16 protein-coding genes and 1 pseudogene are annotated in these 20,042 nt (G+C 74.1%); 5 read left to right on the forward strand and 12 right to left on the reverse strand.

Annotation, left to right across the window (positions count from 1 at the left end; translation table 11 throughout):
• The first annotated feature begins 122 nt into the window (after positions 1 to 122).
• Positions 123 to 1,718, forward strand: coding sequence for a glycosyltransferase (locus tag ADEH_RS22165; protein WP_011423339.1), 1,596 nt, complete (start codon positions 123 to 125; stop codon positions 1,716 to 1,718).
• On the opposite strand, the gene ADEH_RS22170 is transcribed toward ADEH_RS22165, so the two are convergent.
• The 8 genes and pseudogenes from ADEH_RS22170 to ADEH_RS22200 all read right to left on the reverse strand — a co-directional run bounded on the left by ADEH_RS22170 (position 1,702) and on the right by ADEH_RS22200 (position 9,746).
• Positions 1,702 to 3,228 carry a capsule assembly Wzi family protein gene (locus ADEH_RS22170; RefSeq protein ID WP_041453775.1) on the reverse strand — a complete coding sequence of 509 codons (1,527 nt, stop codon included), beginning with the start codon at positions 3,226 to 3,228 and terminating at the stop codon, positions 1,702 to 1,704. The two genes, ADEH_RS22165 and ADEH_RS22170, sit on opposite strands and share 17 nt — an antisense overlap.
• 272 nt (positions 3,229 to 3,500) lie before the next feature.
• Positions 3,501 to 4,868, reverse strand: coding sequence for a lipopolysaccharide biosynthesis protein RfbH (gene rfbH, locus ADEH_RS22175; protein ID WP_011423341.1), 1,368 nt, complete (start codon positions 4,866 to 4,868; stop codon positions 3,501 to 3,503).
• On the reverse strand, positions 4,869 to 5,336 hold the full coding sequence (locus tag ADEH_RS23380) for a hypothetical protein (RefSeq protein ID WP_198133803.1): 468 nt from the start codon (positions 5,334 to 5,336) through the stop codon (positions 4,869 to 4,871). It abuts the gene before it with no gap.
• Positions 5,337 to 5,490: 154 nt separating this feature from the next.
• Positions 5,491 to 5,979, reverse strand: a pseudogene (locus ADEH_RS23835) (GDP-mannose 4,6-dehydratase); the annotation flags it as partial.
• Positions 5,976 to 6,761, reverse strand: coding sequence for a glucose-1-phosphate cytidylyltransferase (gene rfbF, locus ADEH_RS22185; RefSeq protein ID WP_011423342.1), 786 nt, complete (start codon positions 6,759 to 6,761; stop codon positions 5,976 to 5,978). The gene rfbF and the pseudogene ADEH_RS23835, both read right to left, overlap by 4 nt.
• A gap of 64 nt (positions 6,762 to 6,825) precedes the next feature.
• Complete coding sequence (locus ADEH_RS22190; protein ID WP_011423343.1) at positions 6,826 to 7,893, reverse strand: NAD-dependent epimerase/dehydratase family protein; 1,068 nt, start codon at positions 7,891 to 7,893, stop codon at positions 6,826 to 6,828.
• Positions 7,890 to 8,849, reverse strand: a complete 960-nt coding sequence (locus ADEH_RS22195) for an NAD-dependent epimerase/dehydratase family protein (RefSeq protein WP_011423344.1) — start codon at positions 8,847 to 8,849, stop codon at positions 7,890 to 7,892. Before ADEH_RS22195 ends, ADEH_RS22190 begins: the two co-directional genes overlap by 4 nt.
• A gap of 45 nt (positions 8,850 to 8,894) precedes the next feature.
• On the reverse strand, positions 8,895 to 9,746 hold the full coding sequence (locus tag ADEH_RS22200; RefSeq protein WP_011423345.1) for a glycosyltransferase family 2 protein: 852 nt from the start codon (positions 9,744 to 9,746) through the stop codon (positions 8,895 to 8,897).
• A gap of 46 nt (positions 9,747 to 9,792) precedes the next feature.
• On the opposite strand from ADEH_RS22200, the gene ADEH_RS22205 reads away from it, so the two are divergent.
• Positions 9,793 to 10,746: a glycosyltransferase family 2 protein gene (locus tag ADEH_RS22205; RefSeq protein ID WP_011423346.1), complete on the forward strand. Its 954-nt coding sequence runs from the start codon at positions 9,793 to 9,795 to the stop codon at positions 10,744 to 10,746.
• On the opposite strand, the gene wecB is transcribed toward ADEH_RS22205, so the two are convergent.
• Positions 10,736 to 11,875 carry a non-hydrolyzing UDP-N-acetylglucosamine 2-epimerase gene (gene wecB, locus ADEH_RS22210; protein WP_011423347.1) on the reverse strand — a complete coding sequence of 380 codons (1,140 nt, stop codon included), beginning with the start codon at positions 11,873 to 11,875 and terminating at the stop codon, positions 10,736 to 10,738. The two genes, ADEH_RS22205 and wecB, sit on opposite strands and share 11 nt — an antisense overlap.
• A 135-nt stretch (positions 11,876 to 12,010) precedes the next feature.
• Here wecB and ADEH_RS22215 point away from each other — a divergent pair, with 135 nt between their 5' ends.
• A complete protein-coding gene (locus ADEH_RS22215) occupies positions 12,011 to 12,898 on the forward strand; it encodes an NAD-dependent epimerase/dehydratase family protein (RefSeq protein ID WP_041453776.1) in 888 nt (295 codons plus the stop codon).
• Between the two features lie 124 nt (positions 12,899 to 13,022).
• Here ADEH_RS22215 and ADEH_RS22220 read toward each other — a convergent pair whose 3' ends face one another.
• Positions 13,023 to 14,279 carry a hypothetical protein gene (locus ADEH_RS22220; protein WP_041453777.1) on the reverse strand — a complete coding sequence of 419 codons (1,257 nt, stop codon included), beginning with the start codon at positions 14,277 to 14,279 and terminating at the stop codon, positions 13,023 to 13,025.
• Positions 14,280 to 14,378: 99 nt separating this feature from the next.
• Between ADEH_RS22220 and ADEH_RS22225 the strand changes: the two genes are divergently transcribed.
• Both ADEH_RS22225 and ADEH_RS22230 read left to right on the forward strand, forming a co-directional pair.
• Positions 14,379 to 15,296 carry a nucleotidyltransferase family protein gene (locus tag ADEH_RS22225; protein WP_232287386.1) on the forward strand — a complete coding sequence of 306 codons (918 nt, stop codon included), beginning with the start codon at positions 14,379 to 14,381 and terminating at the stop codon, positions 15,294 to 15,296.
• A gap of 60 nt (positions 15,297 to 15,356) precedes the next feature.
• Entirely contained in the window at positions 15,357 to 16,667 is a 1,311-nt protein-coding gene (locus tag ADEH_RS22230) for a UDP-glucose dehydrogenase family protein (RefSeq protein ID WP_011423350.1), read from the forward strand.
• A 193-nt stretch (positions 16,668 to 16,860) separates the two neighbouring features.
• Here ADEH_RS22230 and ADEH_RS22235 read toward each other — a convergent pair whose 3' ends face one another.
• Positions 16,861 to 17,556: an LON peptidase substrate-binding domain-containing protein gene (locus ADEH_RS22235; protein ID WP_011423351.1), complete on the reverse strand. Its 696-nt coding sequence runs from the start codon at positions 17,554 to 17,556 to the stop codon at positions 16,861 to 16,863.
• Position 17,557: 1 nt separating this feature from the next.
• Complete coding sequence (locus tag ADEH_RS22240; RefSeq protein WP_011423352.1) at positions 17,558 to 20,005, reverse strand: sodium-translocating pyrophosphatase; 2,448 nt, start codon at positions 20,003 to 20,005, stop codon at positions 17,558 to 17,560.
• Between the last annotated feature and the right edge of the window lie 37 nt (positions 20,006 to 20,042).

Genomic DNA, 20,042 nt, shown 5'->3' on the forward strand with positions numbered 1-20,042 from the left:
TCCGCCTCGGACGCGGGCGGCGGACGGACCGTCCGGGCGCGGAACGCGACCCGCCCGGCGGCTCGGCCGCTCCCCGCCCGCGAGTACCCCGGGTCCCCCGCGTCTGCTAGAACCGCACCGCGATGACCTCCCTCTCCGTCCTGGTCCCCGTCTACAACGAGCAGCACCTCGTCTCGACCTCCCTCGGCAGGCTCGAGATCCTGGACGGCTCGCCGCACCTCGAGCGCGTGCAGGTGGTGGTGGTGGACGACTGCTCGCGCGACGCGACCGGCGAGGTCCTGCGCGCCTTCGCCGCCGCCCGCGGCGTCCAGTGGCTGGAGAACGGGCCCATCGAGAACGGCGTGGAGCTGTGCGGGCACGGCCGGCAGGGCAAGTTCGAGTGGGTGTTCCTCCGCCACGTCATGAACGGCGGGAAGGGCCGCGCCATCCGCACCGCGCTCGCCGAGGCGGACGGCGAGCTGTCGGTGATCCACGACGCGGACCTCGAGTACCACCCGCGCGACCTCGCCCGCATCGTGAAGGTGTTCGTGGAGGAGGAGGCGGACGCGGTGTTCGGCTCGCGCTTCGCGGGCGGCGAGGCCCGGCGCGCGCTGCTGTTCCGCCACGAGCTCGGCAACCGGCTGCTCACGTTCCTCACCAACTGGGTGACCAACGTGAACCTGACCGACATGGAGACCTGCTACAAGGCGGTCCGCACCGACCTCCTGAAGTCGATCCCCATCGTCTCGAACGACTTCCGGCTCGAGCCCGAGCTGACCATCAAGCTCGCGAAGCGCGAGGCGCGCATCTTCGAGATCCCCATCAGCTACTCGGGGCGGACCTACCAGGAGGGCAAGAAGATCAACTGGCGGGACGGCGTGAAGGCGCTGTGGGCCATCACCCGCTTCTGGCTCTCCGACCACGTCTACCAGGAGGACGCGTACGGCTCGCAGATCCTGGGCCGGCTCGCCCGCGCGCCGCGCTTCAACGCCTGGATGGCGGACGTCATCCGGCCGTTCTGCGGGCAGCGCGTGCTCGAGATCGGGAGCGGCACCGGCAACCTCACCCGCCGCCTCGTCCCGCGCAACACCTACGTCGCCTCCGACGTCAACCCGCTCTACCTCCAGACGCTCCGCGGCCTCACGCTCGACCGGCCCTACCTCGACGTCACGCTCACCGACGTCACGAAGGGCGAGTCGTTCCCCACGGTGGAGGGCGGCTTCGACACGGTGGTGTGCCTCAACATCATCGAGCACGTGGACGACGACCTCGGCGCGCTCAGGAACGTCCGCGCGGCGCTCGCCGAGACCGGCCGCGCCATCGTGCTCGTGCCGCGCGGCCCGGACCTGTTCGGCACGCTCGACGAGGTGCTGGGGCACAAGCGGCGCTACACCGAGAACACGCTGGTGGAGCTCGCCACGAAGGCCGGCTTCGAGGTGCAGGAGCTCCTGCACTTCAACCGGGTGGGCACGCCGGCCTGGTGGCTGAACGGCAAGCTCCTGAAGCGCCGCTCCTTCGGCCTCGTGCAGATCAAGGCGCTCAACCTGCTCACGCCGCTGTTCCGGGTGATCGACCGCGCGCTGCCGTTCCCGCCGCTCTCGCTCATCGCGGTGCTGCGCCCGACCTCGGCGCGGCCCGACGCGGCCGGCGCGGGCCCGGACGCCGCGGGCGCGACGGGTGGCGAGCCCGGCGGCGGCGTCGAGCCGGACCCGGCGCGCGACGTCAGCGCGTCGGCGTGAGCGGCAGCGCCACCTGCACCACGAGCCGCAGGTTGGGCTCGTTCCGCGGCAGGAACGCCCGCGACCAGCGGTAGGACGCGCTCGCGTCCCACGAGACCTCGAACGGCCCGGCGAGCAGGAGCTGGCGCGCGCCGGCGGTCACCTCGACGTCCTGGGTGAGCGCGTCGTCGCGGAGCGGCTCGATGGTGCTCCAGTAGTAGGCGTTGTCGCGGCGGACGCGCTCGAGGTACCCGCCGATGCGCCCGCGCGGCCCGAACACGTCCACCGCCACCGTCTGGCTGTCCGAGCCGGGGCCGATGGAGGCGCCGAGGAGCTGGCCCTCGTTCGTCCACGAGAGGTCGCGCGCGTGGGTGTACCAGCTCGGCATGCCGCGCAGGCTGTCGGGGGGACGCACGGCCTGGAGCGCGGTGGCCTCGAGCTGGAGGCGCACGGTGCGCGCGCCGCCGCCGAACAGCTTCTGGAGGCCGAGCAGGTACGCGCCGGTGTGGTCGGTCTCGCGGACGTACTGGTACAGCGAGCCCTCGTGGTCCTCGCGGCCGAACTCGCCGTAGATCTCGAGCCGCGCCTCGGGGAACACCCAGCGCGCGAACAGCGAGGCGAGCTGGTTGTCGTTGGGGTTGTTGCCGGTGGGATCGTCGTACCAGCCCTTCAGGTCGTTCTTGCGCGGGCTCTGGAACACCGCCAGCCAGTCGCCCACCCGCAGGCCGTCCCACACCTGCACGAACTGGCGCGAGAGCCCGACCGTGAGCCCGGGCACCCAGCGCGGCGTGTAGTCGAGCACGAGCCCGCTCACCATCGGGTGAGTGGGGTGCGCGACGTAGGTCGAGCGCGAGAGGCGGCCCCAGTACACCAGCACCTCGGCCGTGCCGATGCCGATGTTCGCGGGGCGCGAGGTGCCGACGAACGCGTGCGGGAAGCCGGGCGCGGCGTTCGTCATGGTGAGCGCGTTCCGGATCCCGGGGCCGATCCAGAGGTTCTCGGTGGAGATCCCGACGGCCACGTTCCACGCGTCGGCGCGCAGGTAGCTCTGGCCGAGGCTCCAGTCCGCGAACGGGCCGGCGCCGAAGCGCTGCGGGTAGTCGATGCCGTCGCCGTAGAACGGGTTCCGGAAGGCGAGGTCGCCGGCCTGGCCGTTCTGGCGGGTGGTGAACCAGCGGTTCTGCGACCAGGAGACGGCCGGCGCGAGCGCGCCGGAGAGCGCGCCCCAGCGGAAGGACGCGCCGCCGGAGAGCATCGACGAGGTCCCGCGGCCGGCCCAGAGCAGGCCGTCGTTCCCGCCGGACGGGTAGTGCGAGTTCCAGGCGGCGTCGAGCCGGAGCGGCACGAGCCGGACGCCGTCCGCGCCCGCGCGCGCCTCGAGCCCGGCGGTGTCCCAGGGCAGCGCGCCCTCCGCGCAGCGCGCCTCCACCCGCGCGCCGGCGCGGCGCAGCACGCGCGGCGAGAGGGGGACCGCGCCGGACAGCTCGCCGAGGCGGAGCAGCTCGTCGGCGGGGGTGCCGATCCCGTCCACCGAAAGCGGGACCTGGGTGCATCCCCGCTCGCCCCTCGACAGGCTCGGGGTGAGCGGGGCGGCTTCCGCTCGTGGTGAGCCTGCTGCTTCCGCTCGTGGTGAGCTTGTCGAACCACGAGCGGGTGACCCATCCTCCGCGTCCGCTCGTGGTGAGCTTGTCGAACCACGAGCGGTGCTGGCGGTCAGGAGGGCGGCGACGAGGACGGACGCGCAGGCGGTTCGCATCGGGACGCGCAGTGTAACCGCCCCGGCGCCGCGCCGCGAGCGGGCGGTCAGCGCGCGCCGCGCACGCCGTCCCGGATGCTCTCCGCCACGTACGCGCGCATGGCCTCGGTCAACCCGGGATACACGCCCACCCACAGCGAGCGGTTCATGATCGCGTCGGTGTTGACGAGCTCCCCCACCACCCGGAACGGCGGCGGCCGGCCCTCGTCGCGGGCGTCCTGCACGAGCTGGGTGAGCGCGGGCTGCCGCACCAGGTTCCCGGCGAACAGCATGCGGGTCTGGATCTTGCGGCCCTCCAGGTGGCGGACCAGCGCGTCGCGCGTGACGGCGGCGCCCTCGCGCACGGTCATCATGAAGCCGAACCAGGACGGCTCGGAGCCGGGCGTGGGCTCGGGCAGCACCAGCGCGTCGGACAGGTCCCCGAGCGCCTCGCGGTAGAACGCCCAGTTCCGGCGCCGCGCCTCGACGAACCCGGCCAGCCGCTCGAGCTGCGCCAGCCCCACCGCGGCCTGCATGTCCGTGACCTTCAGGTTGAAGCCGAGGTGGCCGTAGACGTACTTGTGATCGTAGCCGCGCGGCAGCTCGCCGAGCTGCCACTCGAAGCGGCGGCGGCAGGTGTTGTCCACCCCGGGGTTGCACCAGCAGTCACGGCCCCAGTCGCGCAGCGACTCGACCGCGCGCTTCAGCGTGTCGTCCGAGGTCAGCACCGCGCCGCCCTCGCCCATGGTCATGTGGTGCGGCGGGTAGAACGACAGCGTGGCGAGGTCGCCGAACGTGCCGGTCTTGCGCCCGTGGTAGAGCGAGCCGGCCGCGTCGCAGTTGTCCTCGACCAGCCAGAGCCGGTGCCGCTCGCAGAACGCCTTCACCGCGGCGAGGTCGAACGGGTTGCCGAGCGTGTGCGCCACCATCACCGCGCGGGTCCGCGGCGAGCGCGCCGCCTCGAGCTGCGAGACGTCGAGGTTGTAGCCGGGCAGCGACACGTCCACGAACACCGGCACGAGGCCGAGCTGGAGCGCCGGCGCCACCGTGGTGGGGAACCCGGCCGCGACGGTGATGATCTCGTCCCCGGCGCGGAGCCGGCGCTCGCCGAGCAGGTGCGAGCGGAGCGCCGCGACCGCGAGCAGGTTCGCGGACGAGCCGGAGTTCACGAGGCGCGCGTGCTCGACGCCGTACCACTCGGCGAGCCGCTCCTCCAGCCGCCGGTGCCAGCGGCCGGCGGTGAGCCAGAACTCGAGGCCGCTCTCCACCAGGTTCGTCAGCTCCGGCGCGCCGTACACGCGGCCGGCGTAGCGCACCGGCGACTTGCCGGGCACGAACGCCGGCTCGGCGCCCTCGCGCAGCCGCGCGAGCTCGCGCACGCGCTCCAGGATCTCGGCGGTGAGCTGGCGCTCCCGCTCCTTCGGATCGATCGACACTCAGCGCTCCAGGTATGCGCGGATCTGCGCGCGGCACAGCTCGGCGAGCGCGGGCGCGCCCGCGCCGGCGGCGTGCGCCCGGTACCACTCCACCGTCCGGCGCAGCCCCTCCTCGAAGCTCCAGCGCGGCGCCCAGCCCAGCCGCGCCCAGGCCTTCTCCACCGAGAGGCGCAGCACCCCGGCCTCGTGCGGCGCGGCCGGGTCGCTCCGGTCCTCCCAGGCGCCCGGGCCCCAGGCGGCGACGAGCGTCTCCACCACCTCGCGGACGGTGCGCGCGTCCTCGTGGCGCGGGCCGAAGTTGAACGCCTCGCAGTGCGCGGCGCGGTCCGGCGCGCCCGGCGCGAGCCGCGCGCCCAGCAAGAGGTAGCCGCCGAGCGGCTCGAGCACGTGCTGCCAGGGGCGGACGCCGCGCGGGTTGCGCACCGGGACGGGCCGGCCGGCCGCGAGCGCGCGGATGGCGTCCGGCACGATCCGGTCCTCGGCCCAGTCGCCGCCGCCGACCACGTTGCCCGCGCGCGCTGGCGAGCGCCACGCCGTGCGAGGCGAGGCGGGCCGGCGGGAAGAAGCTCCGGCGCCAGCTCGACACCACCAGCTCGGTCGCCCCCTTGGACATGGAGTAGGGGTCGAACCCGCCCATGGGCTCGTCCTCGCGGTAGCCCCAGGCCCACTCGCGGTTCTCGTAGCACTTGTCGCTCGTCACCACGACCACGCCGCAGGGCACGCCAGCGGCGCGCACCGCCTCGAGCAGGTGGGCGGTGCCGAGCACGTTCGTCTCGAGCGTCTCCACCGGCGCCTGGTACGACGCGCGCACGAGCGGCTGCGCGGCCAGGTGGAACACCAGCTCCGGCCGCGCCTCGCGCACCACCGCGGCGAGGTTCGCCGCGTCGCGCACGTCGGCGAGCACGCTCGTGCAGGCGGCGTCCACCGCCGCGGCCACGTAGAGCGAGGGCGAGCCGGCGGGCGCGAGCGCGTACCCGGTCACCTTCGCGCCCAGGCTCTCGAGCCAGAGCGTGAGCCAGCTCCCCTTGAAGCCGGTGTGGCCGGTGACGAGCACGCGGCGGCCGGCGTAGGCGCGGGCGAGCTCCGCGGCGGTGGGGGCAGGGCCGCTCATGGCCAGGTCTTCCAGGGCGCGACCCCGCGCGTCCACAGGTCGTTCAGCAGGCCGTACTCGCGGGCGGTGTCCATGGGCTGCCAGAAGCCGGTGTGCGGGAACGCCACCAGCTCGCCGTCGCGCGCCAGCTTCCGCAGCGGCTCCTGCTCCAGCACGGTCCGGGCGTCGTCGCCGATGTAGGGCCAGATCCGCCTGGCGTCGAGCACGAAGAAGCCGCCGTTGATGAAGCCCTCGCTGGCGTTCGGCTTCTCGTTGAACTCGGTGACGCGGGCGCCGTCGAGCCGCATCTCGCCGAAGCGGCCGGGCGGGCGCACGGCCGCCACCGTGGCGACCTTGCCGTGCCGCCGGTGCGCCTCGATGGACGCGGCCACGTCGAGGTCCGAGACGCCGTCGCCGTAGGTCAGGCAGAACAGGTCGTCGCCCTCGACGTAGCGCCGGACCGCGGCCACGCGGCCGCCGGTCATGGTCGCCTCGCCGGTCTCGGCGAGCGTGACCTTCCAGTCCTCCTCGCCGTGCTGGCCGTGGAACTCGATCCGGTCGTGGCGGCCGAGCGTGACGGTCACGTCGGTGGTCATGGCGCGGTAGTTCAGGAAGAACTCGCGGATGACCGAGCCCTTGTAGCCGAGGCACAGCACGAACTCGCGCACGCCGTGCTGCGCGTAGCCCTTCATGATGTGCCAGAGGATGGGCCGGTTGCCGATGGGCAGCATCGGCTTCGGCAGCACCTCGCTCGCGTCTCGGATGCGGGTTCCCTGCCCGCCGCAGAGGATGACGGCCTTCATGTCCGCGGGACGATAGGCGAAGCCTCGCCCGGCGTCGAGGGCCGGGCGCGCCGGGGCCGCCCGATCAGCGGCCGGACCGCTCGAGCCACTCCAGCGTGCGGTCGAGCCCCGCCTCGACGCCGACCTCCGGCGCGAACCCGAACTCCGCCGCGGCCCGGCGCCCGTCGGCCACGAACACCCGCTGGTCGCTCTGCCGCGCCGGGAGCCGCTCGAACCGCAGCGGCTGGCCGACCTTGCGCTCCAGCACCGAGAACAGCTCCAGCAGCGACAGGCTCTGCTCCGGGCCGCCGCCGATGTTGTAGGCGCGCCCGGCGATCCGGTCCGCCGCGGCCGCCGCCAGCCGGTAGCAGCGGACCAGGTCGGCGGCGAAGAGCAGGTCGCGCACCTGCTTGCCGTCGCCGCTGATGGTGAACGGCTCGGGCGTCCGGCCCGCGCGCGCCTCGGCGCGCTGGCGCAGCGCCTGCTGGCAGAACCAGCCCACCCAGCCCTGGTCGTAGGTGGCGTACTGGCGGCCGCCGTACATGGAGCTGTGGCGGAACACGACGGTCCTGAGGCCGAAGATGCGGTGGTAGTCGAGGAAGTACTGGTCGGCGGCGCCCTTCGAGCAGCCGTAGGGGCTGTGGAAGTCGAGCGGCACCGCCTCGTCGAGGCCGTGCGGGTGGTCGGGCAGCAGCCAGCGGGTGGGCCCCTCCTCGTGGCGCACGCCCAGGAGATCGCCGTAGACCTTGTTGGTGGAGGAGAACAGCGCGGCCGCCGCCGGCGCGTGGGCGCGCACCGCCTCGAGCACGTTGAACGCGCCGAGGACGTTCACCTCGAAGTCGTAGCGCGGCCGCTCGATGCTGGTGGTCATCGCCACCTGGCCGGCGAGGTGCGCCACCGCCACCGCGCCGCCGCCGAAGCGCGCGAACGCGTGCTCGACGTCGGTGCGCGAGCGCGTGTCGCAGGCGAGGTGCACGAGCCGCCCCGCGCCCGGGCGCGCCGCGCGCTCGCGCAGCCAGGCCAGGTTCTCCGACGACCCGGTCCGCACCAGCGTGTCGAGCACCACCACCTCGACGCCGTCGTCGAGCAGCGACGCCGCCAGGTTCGAGCCCACGAACCCGCAGCCGCCGGTCACGATCCACCTGCCGCTCATCCCGTCTCCTCCGCGGCGGCGAGCGCCGCCAGCCCGTCCGCGAGCGCGACGCGCGGCGCCCAGCCGCCCAGCGCCGCCGCCGCGCGCGACACGTCCATCACCAGCCGGTGCACCTCGCCCTCGCGGTAGGGCCGCGCGCCGGCGAGCACGAGCGCCGGGTCCGCGCCGGCGGCGCGGTAGACCTCGCGGACGAGGTCGAGGAGCCGCACGCCCTCGCCGGTGCCGACGTTCACGACGCTCACGGTGTCCGCGACCTCCGCGCCGCCCCAGCCGTGCTCCACCGCGCGCACCACCGCGTCCACCGCGTCGGCGCGGTGCAGCCACTCGCGCACCTGCTCGCCCGCGGTCATCTCGTAGGGCGCGCCGGCGCGCGCGGCGCGGAGCGCGCCGGGCACGAGCTTCCCGGGATCGTCGCCGGGGCCGTACATCGAGGCGAGGCGGAGCCAGCGCAGCGGCACGCCGCGCGCCCGGGCTCGCGCCCGCAGCACCACGCCGCCCGCCGCCTTGGTGGCGCCGTAGCCGTCGGCGCTCTCGAGCGGCGCGTCCTCCGCGCAGGTGGGCGCGCCCGCGGCCGGCGCCCCGGGCAGCCGCCCGTGGCCGCGATACTCGAGGCAGGTGCCGGCCGCCACCACCCGGCCCACGCCGGCGCCGGCGGCCGCGTCGAGGAGCGCGAGCGGCGCGGCCACGTTCGCCTCGACCATCCGCGCCCAGTCGCGGTCGCGGCTCTGCACGCCCAGGGCGGCGAGGTGCACGAGCGCGTCCGCCCCCGCGACGAGCGCGCCGGCGGCCGCGGCGTCGCCGAGCGCGCCGGGCACGAGCTCGAGCCGCGGGGCAGGGCCGAGCGCGGCCTCGCGCCCGGGCCGGACGTGCACCCGCACCTCGTGGCCGCGCGCGACGAGCGCGGCCGCGACCGCGCGGCCGAGGAAGCCGGTGGCGCCGGTCAGCGCGACGCGCACGCGGCCCGCCCTTCGAGGTTGGCGATCGGGGAGGGGCGCACCGGCTCAGCCCTTCGGCGCCTTCGCGGCGTCGGGGCGGTGCGTGCCGCCGGTGTCCGGCATGCGGCGCAGCGCGCGGCTCAGCCGGCGCAGCGGCCGCGCCATCGGCCGGAACCACGCCCGCACGCGGCGGCCGGGGAGCTGCGACTCGACCGCCTCGTACACGCGCCAGTCCTCGCGCACCGCCTCCGGCAGCACCTTCTCCTGGATGCGCGCCCGCTCCTCGCGCAGCCGCGGCGTGCGGGCGGGGTCGTTGGACACGCCCTCGCCGTTGTGGATGGCGACGAGGTGCGGGACGTGGCGGGTGGTGGCGCGCGCCTCGACGAGCGCGCGGAGCAGCAGGTCGTAGTCGGCGGCGATCCGGAAGGAGAGGTCGTAGCCGCCGAGGCGGAGGAACAGCGCGCGGCGGAACGCGGTGGCCTGGTGCGGGAGCATGCTGCGCATCAGGTGCAGGACGCTCGGGTGGTCCGGCGCCCGCCACGGCCGCAGGCGGCCGCCGCGCTCCATCCAGACGTCGCCGTACACGACGTCCTCGACCGGGCGCGGCGTCATGAGCCGCTCGAGCGCGTCGGGCGCGGCGAGCCGGTCGCCGGCGTTGAGGAAGAGCAGCCACTCGCCCTTTGCCAGCGCGGCGCCCTTGCCCTGGCCCTCGTAGATGCCGCCGTCCGGCTCGGACACCCAGCGCGCGATGCGGGGCTCCCGGGCGCGGATCGCGTCCAGGCTGCCGTCGGTGGAGCCCCCGTCCACCACCACCACCTCGAGGTCGCGGTAGGTCTGGCCGATCACGCTGTCGAGGGTGGCCTCGAGCCCGGCGCGATCGTTCAGGCAGATGGTGACGACGGAGAGGCTGGGGGGCATGCGGGTGCTATTCTACGCCGCCTCCCATCCCCCGCCGAGTTCCGTCTTGTCCGATCCCAAGGTCTCCGTCCTCGTCCCCTGCTTCCGCTCCGAGCGCTTCCTCGCGACGGCGCTCGACTCGGTGCGCGCGCAGACGCTCGCGTCGTGGGAGTGCGTGGTGGTGGACAACGCCAGCCCCGACGGCACGTTCGCGCTCGCCGAGCGCTACGCCGCCCAGGACCCGCGCATCCGCGCCCACCGCAACGCCGAGAACCTCGGGCCGGTCCGCAACTGGCGGCGCTGCGCCGAGCTGGCGGGCGAGACGCAGTACGCGGCGCTGCTGTTCTCCGACGACTGGTACGAGCCGGCGTTCCTGGAGCGCGCGGTGGCGCTGCTCGACGCGGACCCGGGCGTCGGGATCGTGTACTCCGCCGTGCGCCTCGCCCCGGCGCCCGACGCGCCGAAGGCGGTCGGGCCGGCGCGCGTGATGTACGCGCTGGACGGGCCGGCGGTCCGGCCGGCGGCCGACTACCTCGAGATCGCCTACGACGCCCGCGGCCGGCAGGTGCCGCGCTCGCCCTGCTGCGCGGTGGCGCGGCGCGCGGACCTCGCGCGCTGGCTGTCGCTGGCGCTCCCCGGCGAGGAGCGGCTCGGGTACCTGCGCCACGGCGCCGGGCCGGACCAGGCCGTCTACCTCCAGGCGGCGCTCGAGTACCCGCGCCTCGGCCACCTCGCGGAGCCGCTCGTGTGCTTCTCGGCGCACGGCGGCAACCTCACCTGGCGGCCGGACGTCGAGCTCGGCTACGCGTCGGTGCTGGCGCACTTCTACGAGGCGCACGCCGCGCGGATGCCGTTCGGCCGCGCCCGCGTGCCCGCCAAGCTCGCCTCGCGGCTCATCGAGCTCGGCGCGGTGGACGAGGGCCGGCGGCTGCGCAACCGGCTCGGGCCGCTCGGCTGGGTGATGTACGCGAAGGAGGCGCGCAACCGCCGCCGCCGCGCCCGGCGCCGGCTCACGCCGTGATCGGCCCGGCCAGCGCGTCCGCGATGCGCTGGCTGGAGCGCCCGTCGCCGTAGACGTCCACCGTGCGCGCCATGGCCCGGTAGGCGGCCTCGTCGTTCAGCAGCCGCTCCGACCACTCCAGGATCGCGCCGCGGTCGGTCCCGACCAGGCGCGACACGCCGGCGTCCACGCTCTCGCGCCGCTCGGTCACCACGCGCATCACCAGCACCGGCCGGCCCAGCGCGGCCGCCTCCTCCTGGATGCCGCCGGAGTCGGTGAGGATGAAGCGGCTCCGCCGGGCCAGCCACACCAGCGTCGGATAGGCGACCGGGTCCACGAGCCGCACGCCGGGCGCGCCGCCCAGCAGGTCGAACACCGGCCCGCGCACGTTCGGGTTGAGGTGCACCGGGTAGACCACCTGCACCGCGTTCCGCCGGGCCAGCTCGCGGATGGCGAGGCAGAGGTCGCGGAACGGCGCGCCGAAGCTCTCGCGGCGGTGGCCGGTGACGAGCACGAGCGGCTTCTCCGGATCGAGCCACTCGTGGCCGCGCGCCACCTCCCGCTCGACCGCGGGGTCGTCGAGCTTCGCGACCGCGAGGTGCAGCGCGTCCACCACCGTGTTGCCCACCACCTGGATCGCGCCCGGCGCGTGGCCCTCGGCGAGCAGGTTCTCGCGGGCCTGCGCGGTGGGGCAGAAGTGCAGGTCGGTGACCGCGGCGGTCATCACGCGGTTCACCTCCTCGGGGTAGGGCTTGAAGCGGTCGTGGCTGCGGAGGCCCGCCTCGACGTGCGCGACCTTGACGCGCCGGTGGAACGCGGCGAGCGCCGCGGCGAACGCGGTGGTGGTGTCGCCCTGCACCACGGTCCAGTCCGGCGCGAACGCCCCCAGCACCCGGTCCACACCCGCGAGCGCGCGCGAGGCGACGCCGTTCAAGCTCTGCCCCGGCTGCATGATGGCGAGGTCCTCGTCCACCGTCACGCCGAAGAAGGACAGCACCGCGTCCACCATCTCGCGGTGCTGGCCGGTGAGGCACACGCGCACCTCGGCGCGGGGCCGGGCGCGCAGCGCCGCGATCACCGGCGCGAGCTTGATGGCCTCGGGGCGGGTCCCGAAGACGACGAGGATGCGAGCAGGCGGGCCGGCGCTCATCGCGCGAACGTTGCAGCGCCGCGGCTCGGCCGGCACCGCTCGCGGCGGGGCGCGCGCGCGGCGTCGCGCAGGCCCCATCGCGACGTGTGCAACCCGGGCGGTCCCGCATTACCCCTCCCGCCCGGAGGAGACACCATGAAGATCTTCGTCACCGGCGCGACCGGGTACATCGGCAGCGCCATCGTGTCCGCCCTGGCGCGCGGCGGGCACCAGGTCACCGGCCTCTCGCGCTCCGAGGAGAAGGACGCCGAGCTGCGGCGCCACGGCGCCACCCCGGTGCGGGGCGGCCTCGGCCACGTCGGCGCGCTCGCCCGCGAGCTCGCCGCGCAGGACGCGGTGGTGCACGCCGCGGTGGACTACGGCCTCGGGCCGCCGGCCGACGCCGAGGCGGTCGAGGCGATGATCACGGCGGCCCGCGCGGCGGGGCGGCCGTTCTCGGTGGTGTACACCTCGGGCGTGTGGGTGCTCGGGGACACCGGCGGCGTCGCCGACGAGCAGGCCTCCACCGACCACCCCGCGGCGGCGACCGCGTGGCGCCCGGCGCACGAGCGGCGGGTGCTGGGCGCGGCCGGCGACCGCGTCGCCGCCGTGGTGATCCGCCCGGGCATGGTCTACGGCGGGCGGCGCGGGCTCATCACCCCGTGGTTCGACCAGGCGACGCGCGAGGGCGCGGCGACGGTCGTCGCCCCCGGCACGCAGCGCTGGTCGTTCGTGCACGTGGAGGACCTGGCGGAGCTGTACCGGCTGGTGGTCGAGCGGCGCGCGCAGGGGGTGTTCCACGGCGTGGACGGCCGGCCGACCCCGGTCGCCGACGCGGCCGCCGCCTACAGCCGCGCCGCCGGCAAGGGCGCCGTCCGCGAGCTGCCGCTCGAGGAGGCGCGCAAGGCGATGGGGCCGATGGCGGACGCGCTCGCCATGGACCAGCAGGTGGTGACCGCCCGCGCCGCCGAGGTGGGCTGGACCGTCCGCCACGCCGACCTCGTGTCCAGCGCCGCGGACGCGTACCGTGAGTGGAAGGGGTAGAGGAGCCCACCCACCCTTCGAATCCGTCCGCTCATCCCGACCCTTCGACTCCGGCGAGCCTGCGGCTCGCCTACGCTCAGGGTGAGCGATCGACGACCGCTCATCCCGAGCGTAGGCCGTGCCGTCAGGCACGGCCGGAGTCGAGGGACGCCGTCGGCCACGGCGGGCTCGCGCCGCGCAGGCCGGTGGGGGCGGTCTGGCGGAGGAACGCGCCCACGCCGCGGTAGCCGTGCAGCCGGTTCGCGTGCGCCACCACCTCCACCGCGCCGCCGCCCGCGAGCGTCCGCGCCACCAGCGCCTCGCCGAGCTGCTGCACGATGTGCAGGTCGCCGCCGCAGTACGGGCACAGGTCGGCGCCGCGCGTGGCGCCGAGCGCGGCGCAGCGGTCGCACTGCCACCCGGCGCGCTGGAAGTCCTCCTCCAGCACCAGCCGGTGCACCCGGCCCTCGTTCAGCGCCTGCACCACGTCCTCCGGGCCGACCACGCCGAGGCCGCCGCGCAGCGCCTCGCCCACGAGGACGTCCACGATGCGGCGCTCCGCGGCGCGCTCGTGCTCGGCGACGGCCGCGGCCGCCCCGGCCACCACGCCGTCGCGCCGCGCGCCACCGGTGGACTCCCACTCGCGCGGGCGCGGCAGGCGCGCGATCACCCGCGCGCGTGCCCGCTCCGGCAGCTCGCGCTCGAACGCGGCCACGTTCTGCGCCGTGCCCACCAGCACGAGGTGCGCGCCCGGCGTCCGCGACAGCCGGAGCTCGACCTCGGCCGCGGCGGCGCGCCGGTTCTTCTGGATGAAGGCCTCCTCGTGCCGCCCGTCCTTCTCCTGCCGCTCGAAGCGCTGGCCCGGCCGCGCCGCGCCCGGGTTGAACCGGTCCCGATCGCGGCGGGGCACGAAGCCGCGCAGGCTCGACTCCGTCGCGAGGTCGCCGAGCCGCACCTCGTACACGTCGGCGCCGGCCTGGTTCGGCACCACCACGATGGCGGGCTCGAAGTCGTCGGCGAGGCGGGCGAGCTGGACGAGGTGCGGGATGGCGTCGGTGCACAGCTCCGGGGTGAACGGCCGGCGGAACGACATGGGCTGCCACAGCCCCAGGCCCTCGCAGGCGAACAGCGCGAACCCGTCCTTCTCGGCCGGGGAGGCCTGCGTGGTGAGCCCGTTCACGTGCTCCAGCACGCGCTGCAGGGTGCGGTCGAGCGCGGGCCGGTCGGGGGTGCCGGGCGGATAGTGCGCCAGCGTGTGCCGCACGCGCTCCTGGACGAACAGCCGCACCCGCTCGCGCTGCTGCTCGTCGGCCCAGCGCACGTCCAGGTACAGGCTGACGATGGGCTCGCCCACGCTGCGCTGCCGGGCGAGATCGGTGAGCGTTCCGTCGAGCTCGGTCATGTCGCGTCCTCCGTGCCGGTGAACCTGCGCACCCTCGCCCGCCCCGGCGCGTCTCGCCGATTGCCGCCGGGCGCTCGCCGGGTTACATCCGGCGACGCCGTGGCCCTCCTCGACGCCCTGCGCGCGCTCACCTCCTTCTCCCCGCCGGCGGTCCTGCCCGACTGCGAGCCCGGCCTGCTCGGCGACGTGCTCGTGGCGCACGGGCTCGCGCCGCTCGCCTCCTTCCAGCTCGAGCACACGCGGCTCGGCGCCTCGGCGCCGGAGGCGCTGCGCGAGCGGCTGCTGGCGCAGTACCAGGGCGTCGCGAACGACAACGTCCTCAAGATGGTGACGCTGCGAGGCGTGCTCCGGCCGGCCGAGGGCGTGCCGGTGGTGCTGCTCGACGCCGCCGCCTACATCGACTGGCTCTACCCGCACCTCGCGTTCCGGCCGGTGGGCGACCTGCGCGTCGCGCTCGCCGCCGAGGACGCGCAGCGCTTCGCGGACGCGATCCGCGGCGGCATGCAGCTCGAGCGCACCGAGCACGGCGGCCGCACCGCGATCTTCGGCGACGGCCGGCTCACCGTGGCGGCGCAGGAGGGGCTGTTCTCCGGCGCGGCGGCCGATCCGCTGCTGTTCCAGCGCAGCGTGCCGTACCTGGCGTTCGGCCCGTCGGCCGCCCGCCCGTCCGCGGAGGACGCGCTCCTCTCCACGGTCGGCGAGCAGGCGCTCCTCGGCCTGCGCGCGCCGCTCATCACGTACGTGGACGTGCGCGAGCTGCTCCGGCTGTCGCTCGACCGCGAGTACGTGCTGGCCCGGGCCCGCGCGCTCGGGCTCGCGCGCGCGCTCCACGGCGTCAGCCGGCTCGCGGCGCTGTTCTTCCCGGACGTCGCCGAGGCCGCCGAGGCGGTGCGCCCGGAGCTCGGGGTCGCCGAGCGGGTCGCGGTGGACCGGGTGGTGGAGGCCGCCAGCGACCCCGCCCGCCTGCGCCAGCTCCGCGGCGAGGAGGCCGCGGCGCGCCTCGTGGTCGCGCCGTGATCGGCCCGGCCGGGGCGTGCTAGATTGCGCGCCTCTGCTTTCCGTGAGGGACCTCGAGCGATGAACATCACCGTCGTCGGCACCGGCTACGTGGGCCTCGTCACCGGCACCTGCTTCGCGGAGTCGGGCCACCGGGTCACCTGCCTCGACCTCGACGCCGCCAAGATCGAGACGCTCCGCGCCGGCGGCATCCCCATCTACGAGCCGGGGCTCGAGGAGCTGGTGCGCCGCAACGTGAAGGAGCGGCGCCTGTCCTTCACCACCTCGTACCCCGAGGCCATGAAGGACGCCGACGTGGCGTTCATCGCGGTGGGCACCCCGCCCGGCGAGAACGGCGACGCCGACCTGTCCTACGTGCTCGCCGCGGCCCGCGAGATCGGCCGCCACCTCACCCGCTACACGGTGGTGGTGGACAAGAGCACGGTGCCGGTGGGCAGCGCCGACAAGGTGGCCGAGGCGCTCCGCGAGGTGACCGCGCAGCCGTTCGACGTGGTCTCCAACCCCGAGTTCCTGAAGGAAGGCGCCGCCATCGACGACTTCATGCGGCCGGATCGCGTGGTGGTCGGCGTCGCCTCCGAGCGCGCCCGCGCGGTGATGGCCGAGCTGTACGCGCCGTTCGTCCGGGCCGAGCAGCCGGTGCTGTTCATGGACCTGCGCTCCGCCGAGCTGACGAAGTACGCGGCGAACGCGATGCTGGCGACGCGCATCTCGTTCATGAACGAGATCGCCACGCTCTGCGAGAAGCTGGGCGCCGACGTGGACCAGGTCCGCCGCGGCATCGGCTCGGACCGGCGCATCGGCCACCCGTTCCTGTTCCCCGGGGTGGGCTTCGGCGGCTCCTGCTTCCCGAAGGACGTGCGCGCGGTGATGAGCATGGCGCGCCACCTCGGCCTCGACTTCGACCTGCTCCGCGCGGTGGAGCGCGTGAACGAGCGGCAGAAGCGCTGGCTGGTGGAGAAGGCGCAGAAGCACTTCGGCACGCTGGCCGGCCGCACCTTCGGCGTGTGGGGGCTCGCGTTCAAGCCGCGCACCGACGACATGCGCGAGGCGCCGGCCATCACCGTGGTGGAGGGCCTGCTCGCCGCCGGCGCCCGGGTGCGCGCGCACGACCCGGTGGCCGCGCAGGTGGCGGACGGGATCTTCCGCGGGCGCGGGGTGACGCTGGTGGACGAGCCGTACGCCGCCGCCGAGGGCGCCGACGCGCTCCTGCTCGTGACCGAGTGGAACGAGTTCCGCCAGCCGGACCTGGCGCGCCTGAAGCAGCTCATGGCGCAGCCGGTGCTGTTCGACGGCCGGAACGTGTGGGACGCCGCCAAGGTCCGCGCGGCCGGGTTCACCTACTACGGCGTGGGGCGGGCGGCGGAGTCGTAGGTCCCTCCCTCGACTCCGCGCGGCCCGGCGGGCCGCGCTACGCTCGGGATGAGCGCCGTGATCCGCTCACCCTGAGCGTCCCTCGACTCCGGCCGTGCCTCGCTCGGGATGAGCGATCCGCTCACCCTGAGCGTAGGCGAGCCGCAGGCTCGCCGGAGTCGAAGGGTCGGGATGAGCGGACGGAGTCGAAGGCCTAGTTCTCCGGGCCCTGCCCCTTCGACAGCATCAGCACCACGCCCGCGACCTCCTCGACCACGAGCTCCAGGCGGCGCTCGACCTCGAGCGTCTCCAGCACCCGCTGGCGGGCGTGCGGCTCGGACACCGCCGCGGCGGCAACCAGGTCGGCGATGGCGGAGGCGTCGCGCATCTGCGCCACCGCCTCGGCCAGCGCGGGGGCGCCGGACTCGGGCGGGAGGCGGGTGGACAGCTCGAGCACGAGCTGCCGGAGCGACGCCACGTCCTGCTCGAGCGCCTCGGGGCCCTCGTCCGGCCAGACGTCGTCGAGGATCTCGGCGCGGAACTCGCGGTAGGGCTTCTCGTTCGCGAGCTCCTGGATCAGCCGCACGCGCGCCACGCCGCGCACCACCAGGTCGTAGCGCCCGTCGTCGTAGCGGTCCTCCTGCTCGATGATGCAGGCGCCCGCCACCGGGAACAGCGGCGGGTGGAGCTGCTGCGCCGCCTCCATGGTGGTGAGGCCGGGGACCGCCAGGATGCGGTCGCCGCGCAGCGCGTCCCCGACGAGCGCGCGGTAGCGCGGCTCGAAGATGTGAAACGGCGTGGGCGTCCCCGGGAGGACGACCACGCCGTGCAGGGGAAACACCTTGAGGGCGGCGCACGCCTTCTCGAGCGCCGCCCTCGGTGACGGCGGAGCGATCCGCTCCGCGCACATGCTAGTGCGCCGGGCTGGCCGCGCCGGCCGTCTCGGTGGACTTCACGTTCGTCTCGATGCGCATCCGGTAGAAGGACCGCCAGACGAACACGAGCGCGACCGCCAGGAACACCGCCGCCAGGCCCACGCGCGCCGAGGTCTCCATCTGGATGGCGAGCTCGACGGCCAGCAGGCCGAACAGCGTGGTGAACTTGATGATCGGGTTCATGGCCACCGACGAGGTGTCCTTGAACGGGTCGCCGACGGTGTCGCCGACCACGGTCGCGTCGTGCAGCGGCGTGCCCTTGGCCTTCAGCTCGACCTCGACCACCTTCTTGGCGTTGTCCCAGGCGCCGCCGGCGTTCGCCATGAAGATCGCCTGGAACAGGCCGAAGATGGCGATCGAGACGAGGTAGCCGATGAAGAAGAACTCGTCGGCGAACGCGAAGGCCAGGGTGGCGAAGAACACCACCAGGAAGATGTTGAACATGCCCTTCTGCGCGTACTGCGTGCAGATCTCGACGACCTTCTTCGAGTCCTCGACGCTCGCCTTCTCGACGCCCTCGAGGCGGATGTTCTGCTTGATGAACTCGACCGCGCGGTAGGCGCCGGTGGAGACGGCCTGGGTGGACGCGCCCGAGAACCAGTAGATGACCGCGCCGCCCATGATGAGGCCGAGCAGGAACAGCGGGTTCAGGATCGAGAGCTTGGAGATGAGCTCGGGCTTCAGGCCCTGGGTGAGCACCACGATGATCGAGAAGATCATGGTGGTGGCGCCCACCACGGCGGTGCCGATGAGCACCGGCTTGGCGGTCGCCTTGAAGGTGTTGCCGGCGCCGTCGTTCTCCTCGAGGTAGCCCTTGGCCTTCTCGAAGTCGAGGTCGAAGCCGAAGTCCTTCTTCACCTCGGCCTTCACGTTCGGCACGTTCTCGATGAGCGAGAGCTCGTAGACCGACTGCGCGTTGTCGGTCACCGGGCCGTAGGAGTCCACCGCGATGGTGACCGGGCCCATGCCCAGGAAGCCGAAGGCGATGAGGCCGAAGGCGAACACCGCCGGCGCCATCATGATGCCGCCGTTGACGACGTCGAGCCCGCCGAGCGTGGAGATGAAGTAGCCCGCGCCCATGAGCGCGATGATGACGAGGCCCATCCAGAACGCGGAGAAGTTGCCCGCGGTCAGGCCGGAGAGGACGTTCAGCGAGGCGCCGCCCTCCTTCGAGGCCGTGACGACCTCCCTGACGTGGCCGCTGCTCGTGGAGGTGAAGACCTTGATCACCTCGGGGATGATCGCGCCGGCGAGCGTGCCGCAGGTGATGATGGCGGAGAGCTTCCACCAGAGCGTGCCGTCGCCCAGCTCGGCGATGAGGAGGCGGGAGACGACGAAGGTGGCCACCACCGACACGGCCGAGGTCAGCCACACCAGCGAGGTGAGCGGCGCCTCGAAGTTCATGTGCGCGGCGTCGCCGTACTTGGCCTTCGCGACGGCCTCGTTGATCCAGTAGGAGACCACCGACGCGACGATCATCATGATGCGCATCGCGAAGATCCAGATGAGCAGCTGGACCTGGTGGCTCGGGTCGGTCACCGCGAGCAGGATGAAGGTGATGAGCGCGACGCCGGTGACGCCGTAGGTCTCGAAGCCGTCGGCCGACGGGCCCACCGAGTCACCCGCGTTGTCGCCGGTGCAGTCGGCGATCACGCCGGGGTTGCGGGCGTCGTCCTCCTTGATCTTGAAGACGATCTTCATCAGGTCGGAGCCGATGTCGGCGATCTTGGTGAAGATGCCGCCGGCGATGCGGAGCGCCGAGGCGCCCAGCGACTCGCCGATCGCGAAGCCGATGAAGCACGGGCCGGCGAGGTCCGAGGGGATGAAGATCAGGATCGCCAGCATGATGAGCAGCTCGACGCTGATGAGCATCGTGCCGATCGACATGCCCGCCTTGAGCGGGATGGCGTAGGTGGGGAACGGCTTGCCGCCGAGGGCGGCGAAGGCGGAGCGGCTGTTCGCGTAGGTGTTCACGCGGATGCCGAACCAGGCCACGCCCGCCGAGCCGAGGATGCCGATGAGGCTCATCACCAGGATGAGCGCCACCCGGGCCGCGCCCATCCCGCGGCCGCCGTCCGGCCCGGTGGTGAGGAAGCCGAAGTACGCGACGATGATCACCGCGATGAACGCCCACAGGATCGCGATGAACTTGCCCTGCGTGACCAGGTAGGTCTTCGCGGTCTCGTAGATGAGCTCGGAGATCTCCCGCATCGACTTGTGGACCGGGAGGGCCTTCAGCTGGCTCGCGATCACCAGGCCGAACGCGAGGCCCAGGACGCAGACCACGATGCCGGCGAGCAGCAGCGTCTGGCCGGACATCCCGAGGAAGCGCTCCGCGCCGTCGAGGCGCGGCAGGATGAGGTTCGCCTCACCGTGGCCGCTCGCGCCGAGCGAGAGGGAGGTGAGGATGCTGGAAAGGTTCATGGCGGGGACGGCTCCGACGTTGGGAGTACCCGTGAAA

The sequence above is a fragment of the Anaeromyxobacter dehalogenans 2CP-C genome (assembly GCF_000013385.1).
In the GTDB taxonomy this organism is placed as follows: Bacteria; Myxococcota; Myxococcia; order Myxococcales; family Anaeromyxobacteraceae; genus Anaeromyxobacter; species Anaeromyxobacter dehalogenans_B.

Excerpts from the sequence above, each read along its gene's own strand:
- ADEH_RS22240 (WP_011423352.1), bottom strand. The coding sequence starts at position 20,005 with ATGAACCTTTCCAGCATCCTCACCTCCCTCTCGCTCGGCGCGAGCGGC.
- rfbF (WP_011423342.1), bottom strand. The coding sequence starts at position 6,761 with ATGAAGGCCGTCATCCTCTGCGGCGGGCAGGGAACCCGCATCCGAGAC.
- ADEH_RS22235 (WP_011423351.1), bottom strand. The coding sequence starts at position 17,556 with ATGTGCGCGGAGCGGATCGCTCCGCCGTCACCGAGGGCGGCGCTCGAG.
- ADEH_RS22230 (WP_011423350.1), top strand. The coding sequence starts at position 15,357 with ATGAACATCACCGTCGTCGGCACCGGCTACGTGGGCCTCGTCACCGGC.
- ADEH_RS22215 (WP_041453776.1), top strand. The coding sequence starts at position 12,011 with ATGAAGATCTTCGTCACCGGCGCGACCGGGTACATCGGCAGCGCCATC.
- ADEH_RS22200 (WP_011423345.1), bottom strand. The coding sequence starts at position 9,746 with ATGCCCCCCAGCCTCTCCGTCGTCACCATCTGCCTGAACGATCGCGCC.
- wecB (WP_011423347.1), bottom strand. The coding sequence starts at position 11,875 with ATGAGCGCCGGCCCGCCTGCTCGCATCCTCGTCGTCTTCGGGACCCGC.
- ADEH_RS22190 (WP_011423343.1), bottom strand. The coding sequence starts at position 7,893 with ATGAGCGGCAGGTGGATCGTGACCGGCGGCTGCGGGTTCGTGGGCTCG.
- ADEH_RS22220 (WP_041453777.1), bottom strand. The coding sequence starts at position 14,279 with ATGACCGAGCTCGACGGAACGCTCACCGATCTCGCCCGGCAGCGCAGC.
- ADEH_RS22165 (WP_011423339.1), top strand. The coding sequence starts at position 123 with ATGACCTCCCTCTCCGTCCTGGTCCCCGTCTACAACGAGCAGCACCTC.